This window comes from Campylobacter concisus, from assembly GCF_902460875.1.
Lineage (GTDB): Bacteria > Campylobacterota > Campylobacteria > Campylobacterales > Campylobacteraceae > Campylobacter_A > Campylobacter_A concisus_AA.
On record NZ_CABPVR010000010.1, the window covers coordinates 8,707 to 16,820 of the forward strand.

Below are 8,114 nucleotides of genomic sequence, written 5' to 3' on the forward strand. Positions count from 1 at the left end.
TTTTATTATATTTATAAAACAAAAAATAATTTTAAGATTAGAGATAAAAAGGAGTTATTTTCATCCTCAAATTTTGAGGATGAAATATTAATAAAATTTTAGGTGTTAAGCTATAAGATTAAAATTTATTCTTTCTAACATCAGCTACTATCGTCTTAGCCATGTCGTCTATTTGGTCAGTAATTTCGTTTGTTGTACCAACAATATCAATATTTTGTTTTGTAATACTGTCGATCTGGCTTACACTTTGATTTATCATATTTATACCTTCGCTTTGCTCTCTGATGCTCTCACTCATCTCATTGATGCTTTGAGCTAGAACATTTGCATTAGCTTCGATCTCGCCAAGTGATTTTTGAGTTCGCTCTGCTAGTTTTCTAACCTCGTCGGCAACTACGGCAAAGCCTCTACCGTGCTCGCCGGCGCGTGCCGCTTCGATAGCTGCGTTTAGAGCAAGTAAATTTGTTTGATCGGCTATATCTCTAATAATAACGATGATGTTTTTAATCTCTTCGCTTTGTCTTGTTACGTCGCTAGCTTTTTGGCTAATGGCGTTCATAGAACTGCTCATCTCTTCTATAGCAGCCGCGCTTTCTTGGATAGAGTCGGCTTGCTTATGGGCTCCGTCGGTTAGGGTTCTCATAGATTCTGCTAGGATTTTAGCTTTTTCTTCTAGAACCTGAGCTTCTTTTAAATTTTCCCTTAGCATATTGCTTACTGCGTCGCCCGCGCTTTGAAGGCCTACTATCATATCTTTTAGATCGCTTTCAAGCTCGGGTTTTAGCTCTAGTCTAGGAGTGTAGTCGTTTTTATTGTAAGAAGCTAAAACTACCGCTATTCCTTTTAAATTTTCAGAAATTGACGCAAAGAATTTATTTAGTAGATCTTTTAGCTGAACTAAAGCCGGATTATTCGGAGTAGAGTTAATCTTGGCTCCCATGTGGCCTTTTATCATGAGATTTGCTATACCGTTCATCTCGTCTATTAAGGCGCTGTCTTTTTTTACGCCGTTAAGGACTTTTTCTATATTTTCGTTAATAGATTCGCTCATTCTGCCGAATTCGTCTTTGGTAGTTACTACTAGCTTTTCCGGAGCGTTAGGGGTTTCGTAAGTGATAAATTTAAACGCGTCTTCAAGCTTGGTTTGAATAGTTCTAATAGGACTAAGCGATTTTTTAAGAAGAGTAAATACGATAGCCGAAAGTATGACTATAAAAGCTACGGCTAGGATTATTTGAGCTTTTAATAAAGGCAAGGTATTGGACGAAAAAGTATCTGCTCCGATAGCGGCTACGGCTAGCCAGCCTTGATCGTTTATAGAAAGAACTTTAGCGGTTACGTTTTCGCCTTTATAGTTTGTATAAGGGATAAGTCCATTTTCATCAAATTTTTTAGCTGCAAAAGCCTCAGCAATATATTTGCTAGCAGGAACGGTTTTACCAACATTGTTTGGGTCATTGTGCATTAGCATTAAGCCGTCTTTGTTCATTAAAAAGACGTAACCGTATTTCGTTTTACCCATTTCGAGAATTTTTTTACTTAAAGCATCTATATTTAAATCAAGCCCCAAAACACCATCAAAATTTCCATTTTTATTTACTGGAGCGGCAAAGCTAATTACTAAAGCATTAGACAAGGCAGCTTTGTAAGGTTCGGTATAGATAGCACCATTTGCACTCTTTGCTGCTTTATACCAGCCTCTAGTTCTAGGATCGTAGTTATCGGCTGGAGTTGTTCTAGTGCCGTCAGACTGGAAAAAATGTCCATCACTCTCGCGACCATAAAAAATATCAGTAACTAGATGACTAACGCTTTCTTTTTGCATTTTTGTTTTTTCCATGTACGAGTCATCATTATTTGGTATTTGTGCTATATCTGAAGCAGACTTTTTGGCAACTTCTAAATAATCTTCAAAAAAAGAATCCGTGGTTGCTTTGATATCACTTAGAATCTGATCCTGGGTCTGGCTGACCAACTCTACTACCTTACTTTCCGCTGTATAGTAGCTGACTGCTGAAATAGCAGCAAACGAAATAACTAGCAATGAGATGATAATCATCGCTATCTTTGAAGTTATGGACTTCATCTTTCCTCCTTTAAATAAAAATCTGTTTAATCTATCTAAAAAAAATTAAAACTAAAATTAATTTTATACTACATTTAACGACTTTTAAATAATTAATCAAAAATTGTATCTATTAAGGTAAAAAAGTGAGTTTTTTTAGTGATTATTTTGTCTTTAAAAGTCAGGTAGCTTGGCTTTTAAAAAGACTTTATAAAAATTTAATATAACTGGTCATTTAAATCTAGAAATTTTTATTTAACAATTAACAAAAATTATACCCATCACCTCAACATCCATTGCAAAATACAAATTTATAGAGCTATAGGCTTTAAATATAAATTTAAGCTTTTTGTAAATAGAAAATTTGTTTTAAATTTTAAGTTCAAAAGCAGGAGATCGCTCCCCTGCTTTGAAATTATTTAGAAAATTTTGGCTCAGCAAAAGCTGTAAGCTTTAATGCCTCGTCGCCTTTATATTTCTCGATATTTACAAGAGCTGTATGGCTGATGTTACCATTTGCTAGCTTACTTGTTGGGATATCTATGGTTAGCACGTTTGCAGAGCCATTTTTGCAGATACCACTATCAAAGCCGTCATACCAAGCGCCCTCAGCTAGTTTTACAACGCCCTCTTTGATGTTTTTAGTCACGTGAGCACCTGCTAGCACCTCGCCACGTACGTTAAACACACGCACCAAATCACCACTTTGTACACCAAGCTCTTTTGCGTCTTTTTCGTTGATCCAGATAGGCTCGCGATTTGCGATAGCGTAGTTGTCACGAAGTGAAGTTTGGCTTAGCTGTGAGTGTAAGCGGTCAGTTGGGTGAGCGCTTATCATGTGGAATTTAGCCGGTTTATCTTTCATGCCTAGCCACTCGATTGGCTCAAACCACATTGGGTGTGCTTTGCAGTCGTCGTAACCCATTTTCTCGATCGTATCTGAGTAAATTTCTATAAGACCGCTTGGAGTTCCAAGAGCATTTAGCACAGGATCTTCTCTAAATTCGCCAAATCTCACCCAGCTATCACTATCTTGAGATGAGGCAAATGTAACTGGCTTGTTCTCGTTCCAAAACTCTTCAAATGGCTTCATATCAGTTGTGAGCTCTGGCACAGCCTTGACCTGAGCGTAGGCTGCGTCATAGTACTCTTTGATCCAGTCAAACTCATCCTTGCCGTTATCTGTGTAGGCAATGACTAAATTTTTAGCATAAGCCTTACAAAGATCGATGAAAATTTGGTAGTCGTCTCTTGCCTCGTGGTATTTTTCAACGACTTGCTTCATTGGCACGATGTTCATATTTGAGTAGTCACCGGTCATGGTGATATCGTTTCTCTCATACTCTGTAGTGACTGGAAATACTATATCAGCCATTTTTGCTGTCGGTGTCCAGTATGATTCATGTACGACAACCGTTCTTGGCTTTCTCCACGCTTTTAAATTTGTATTTGTATCTTGGTGGTGTACAAGTGGGTTGCCGCCGACCCAGTAGATAAAGTCAATGTCTGGATAGGTGATCTTTTTGCCGTCGTGGTCGATCACTTTACCAGGATGTAGCAACGCATCTGCAATCCTTGCTACCGGGAAGGCATAGCTGGTTGCTTTTTGTAGCCAGCTTTGGCCTGTACCTGCTGCTGCAGCAGCCTTTGCGACGAAGCGACCTCGTTTATCGAACTCACCTGTATCTGTACCTATAAACTCGCCTTTATCGTTAAATTTACCCACACTTGCGCTATTTATGCCACCGATAGCTGCGCCCTTGCATGTTGGTGCGCCACCGTTTGAGTAGTGATAGCTAAGTCCAAATCCCCCGCCAGGAAGTCCGATCTGACCGATCATAGCTGCTAATGTCACCATCGCCCAGTGCGGCTGCTCGCCGTGATGCGCGCGCTGCATACCCCAACCACTCATTATCATAGTGCGGTTTGCGACAAATGTATCAGCTAGCTCTTTTAAAACGTCTTTATCGATACCACAAATTTTACTTGCCCACTTTAAATTTTTAGGAGTGTTGTCTGTCTTACCAAGTAGATATGGGAGAAATTTATCAAAGCCAGTTGTATAGGTCTCGATAAAATTTTTATCATACTTGCCGCTTTCATATAGGTAGTGCATCATACCAAGCATCATCGCTGTGTCGGTGTTTGGCACTGGGGCTATCCACTGAGCGTTGTCAAAGTATTGCGCTGTGTCACTCTTGATAGGATCGATGATGATCACTTTGATATCTTTTTTATTTTTGAGCTCTTCAAAGTATTTAAAGCCCTGCTCGTCGGTGCTAGTCCAAGCTATGCGAAGTGTCGCAAGTGGGTTTGCACCCCAGATGACTACGACTTTTGAGTTCTCAAGTACGACTGGCCAGCTGGTTTGCTGCTCATAGACCTCGATACTACCCACAACGTGAGGCATTATGATCTGGCTAGCACCTGTTGAGTAGTCCCCTAACGAGCCAACAAAGCCACCACTAAGGTTCATAAATCTATGAAGTAAAATTCTTGAATTATGCACGTTACCGCTTGATTTCCAGCCATAGCTGCCCGCAAATACACTTTGTAAGCCTTTTTGTGCTCTTGTTTTTTTCAGCTCTCTTGCAACTAGCTTGATCGCCTCTTCGTAAGGCACCTCAACCCACTCATCCTTGCCGCGAAGCTCTGGCTTTGGACTATCTGGATTTTCAAGGTAGCTTTTTCTTACTGCTGGGCGCTTGATACGACTTTTGTAGATCATATCTGGTGTGTAGTGCTGAAGTGGGTTGTAAATTTCACTTGTTTTTTGGATAGGCTCTGACTTTACTGCAACGCCGTTTTTGGTTGTCACTTTTAACATCCCCCAGTGAGCAGCCGTGATGACCTCACTATCTCTTAAAACACTCTTTTTTACACTATCAGCAAATAAATTTGAAGCTGTTACACTTGAAAGCAAAGGTGTCGCTGCAATTGCTGTAGCACCTTTTTTTAGAAATTCTCGCCTGTTCTCGTTCATCTTATCTCCCTTTCATTTTTAACTTCTCGCTTGAGCAAGCCCAAGCTCCGACAAACCCCATCGGTTTGATCCCGTACTAAAGCCTAAGATCGCAAGTCTGCGATCTAAATTTTGATTTTTGTTAAGTAAAACCTTTTAAATTTAAGCCTTTTTCCTTGCTAAATTTAGTGAAATTTAGCCTGCTAGGTTTTACTTATTTGCCTAAATTTACGTCAGATGAGTGTTTTTGAAGGTATTCAACAACCAACCACTCGTCTTTTTTCTCTATTGCGGTTCTGCCGATCATTGATTTTAGAAGTGACGGCCATTGGTTTGCGTTGAAATGTGTGGTTTGAGGCAACGCATGGCAAACACCACAGCTCTCTTTATACATCTTGTCAGCTTTTGCAAACATTGCGTTTACGTCAGTGCTAAAGCCATCTTTTTGAACAAAAACTGTTGTTTCTACTTCATTCCATTTGCCGTTTTTGCCCTCTTTGATCACTTTAATATCAAAAGGTGCAGTTTTTGCAAATGCCACCGAGATAATCCTCGCGCCATCAGCAAAATAAACTACGTTGCTAACGGCTGGATTTTGATAGCCTTTTACTTTAATTTGCGCTCTGTCACCGCTTGTTTGTAAAATTTCAACTGCATTGGTTGGTAGCAGTCTACCTATACTTTTTGTTGAGCTAGCATCACCGTAAACATCTTTTACAACATCTGTGTAGTTTACACTAGCACCAAATGCCGCACAAGCCACGATGGCTGAAAGAATGATTTTTTTCATATTTCTCCCTTCAAAATGAAATCGCTCAAATTTTAGGAGCTTTTTAATTAATTACAAATTAAAATTAAAAATATATTTTAAGAATAATGCAGAAAATTTTATTTAAAAATGAGTAAAAATACGCCAGACACGATAAGACAGATGGCTAAAATTTCTTTTAAATTTAGCCTCTCACCAAGAAAGATGACAGCCAAAATGATAGCAAGCACAACGCTAAATTTATCAACCAGTGCAACTTGATAGACCTTGCCAACTTGCATCGCTTTAAAATACATAAGCCACGAAAGCCCAGTTGCCATGCCACTTAGTATGAGAAAGAGCCAGTTTTTAGGGCTTAGAGAGCTTAGTGGCTGCCATTTTTTGGCCACACTTAGAAGTAAAACAAGCATAAAAATAACAACGATCGTTCTTATAAATGTTGCAAAATCGCTGTCAATATCCCTTACGCCAAGCTTTGCAAAGATCGCTGTAAGTGCAGCAAAAACAGCTGAAAGAGCTGCGTAGATAAACCACTCTGGCATTTTTATTTAAAATTTAAAAGGGTAAGTCACCTCACCCATTTAAATTTATCCCTCGTAATCGCCAAGCATATCAACTGTTGGCACAAAGTATAGAGCTCCAGTTACTGGCGTACTAAAGTCAAGTAGCCTATCTGAGTTACCCTTTGGCTCGCCGATAAACATCTTTTTAAGCATAAGCTCAACCGTTGAAAATGTGCTCGCATAAGCAATGAAATAAGTGCCAGTTTTACTACCTTCAGTAAAAGGCATATTGCCACGTACGACCTTTTTATCGTCTCCTACGTTTGCAGCAGCTGAGTGTGAATTAGTAGGTTTTACATCCTCGCTCATCTCGATGTCAAGCTCTTTTGAGCGACCTATTACCTTTTCTTGCTCACTTACACTTGTAGCGTTCCACTCTTTCATATTGTGGAAATATTTTTGTACAAAAACGTAGCTGCCACCTTTAAATTTAGCGTCCTCATCGCCAACTTTAGCAAAGAAATCTCTCTCCTCGCCCTCAGGATTTTCAGTGCCATCAACAAAGCCAATTATCGCCCTACCGTCATGATACTTAAAGCCTTGCGTCTCGTCTGTAAGCTCTGCAAATTTAAAAAGTACGGCCTTTATCGCTTGAGCCATATCGAAGCAATCAGGCGCATTTAAAGCGCGGATGTGGATATGAATATCGCCCTTTGTGCTAACAGCCTCGTGTTTATCGCCTTTGATCGCTTTAAAATTTACAAGCTCTTTTGGTAGATCTTTTGAAATTTCAAGCTTTTTCCAAGCATCATGACCCACACCAAGAATGCAGTTTACATTTTCATTTGCGCCAAATCTAACTTTGGCAGTTTTGTTTAAATTTACAACCAAAGCACAAAGCTTAGCAAAGCCCTCTTTACATGCTTTTTTGTCGCCTTTTAAAACCCATGTTTGAAAGACTGTGTTGTTGCCTGGTGCTTGTGTGACCTCTTGCGAATTTACACTCATTTTTTCTCCTTTAAATTTAATTTTTATGCGATATTTTCTAAATTTAGTTGCTCGTTGATCTGCTCGTCGCTATCGTCAAAGACAAACTCAACTTTGTTTGCGCCAAAGCTCTTAGCTATCGCTTCAAGCGTGTCGCGAGCTGATTTATGAATTTTGCTTTGAAGCTGCGAGATAAGGCGAACGCTCATCTTTTTGACCTCGTTTCTAGCCTCTTCGATTAGTCTGTTTTTATCCTCTTCTGTAAATGTACTTCCAAAAAACCCATTTAGCGAGTCAGGCAGCAAAAATGGTATAAATTTACCGTTTTTCTCATCGTAAAATTTCATATCGGCGATTGAGAATTTATACTTGCAAGGAGGCATTTTTATCTTATAGCTAGAGTTTGCGATCTGCGTGATCTCGAGTTTTGGACTAGTTAGATCGTAGATGAAATTTATCTCAAACTCAAATATCATCGAAAGTTTTTTCTCGCTTACCAGCCACCTTAAATACTCTTTGCCAAAATTTCCAAACGCATGGTCGGTTTTTGTGACGATCTCTTTGCTATATACTTGAAAAACAGATAGCTCACCGATACTTTTTAGCTGTGAAATTTCAGTACTTACAGATAAATTTTGACTCTCATCTTTAGTCTTTTTTAACGCCTTATTTGACCTATAAAATGCAAACACAAGAACTGCAAGCAAGAGAGCTAATATCAAATTTATATATTCACTCATTCTTTCTCCTTTAAAGCTTGCTATTTTAGCTTAATTTTGTAAAGCAAAGGTGAAATTCTACTTTTATTAAAAATTATATTTAAATAAT

5 protein-coding genes and 2 pseudogenes are annotated in these 8,114 nt (G+C 38.9%); all 7 read right to left on the reverse strand.

Translation table 11 applies throughout. From position 1 onward, the window contains the following. Positions 1 to 118 precede the first annotated feature (118 nt). Positions 119 to 490: pseudogene (locus tag F3H01_RS09815) on the reverse strand (methyl-accepting chemotaxis protein); the annotation flags it as partial. Between the two features lie 843 nt (positions 491 to 1,333). Continuing rightward, a pseudogene (locus F3H01_RS09745) lies at positions 1,334 to 2,086 on the reverse strand (cache domain-containing protein); the annotation flags it as partial. A 394-nt stretch (positions 2,087 to 2,480) separates the two neighbouring features. Next, positions 2,481 to 5,048: a molybdopterin-dependent oxidoreductase gene (locus tag F3H01_RS07310; protein WP_149725322.1), complete on the reverse strand. Its 2,568-nt coding sequence runs from the start codon at positions 5,046 to 5,048 to the stop codon at positions 2,481 to 2,483. 193 nt (positions 5,049 to 5,241) lie between these two features. Next, positions 5,242 to 5,817, reverse strand: coding sequence for a cytochrome C (locus F3H01_RS07315; protein ID WP_085657583.1), 576 nt, complete (start codon positions 5,815 to 5,817; stop codon positions 5,242 to 5,244). A 98-nt stretch (positions 5,818 to 5,915) separates the two neighbouring features. Further along, positions 5,916 to 6,338, reverse strand: a complete 423-nt coding sequence (locus tag F3H01_RS07320; protein ID WP_149725323.1) for an EamA family transporter — start codon at positions 6,336 to 6,338, stop codon at positions 5,916 to 5,918. A 45-nt stretch (positions 6,339 to 6,383) separates the two neighbouring features. Beyond that, positions 6,384 to 7,307 carry a Dyp-type peroxidase gene (locus F3H01_RS07325; RefSeq protein WP_149725324.1) on the reverse strand — a complete coding sequence of 308 codons (924 nt, stop codon included), beginning with the start codon at positions 7,305 to 7,307 and terminating at the stop codon, positions 6,384 to 6,386. A 23-nt stretch (positions 7,308 to 7,330) separates the two neighbouring features. Beyond that, positions 7,331 to 8,026, reverse strand: a complete 696-nt coding sequence (locus F3H01_RS07330) for a DUF4230 domain-containing protein (RefSeq protein ID WP_149725325.1) — start codon at positions 8,024 to 8,026, stop codon at positions 7,331 to 7,333. Between the last annotated feature and the right edge of the window lie 88 nt (positions 8,027 to 8,114).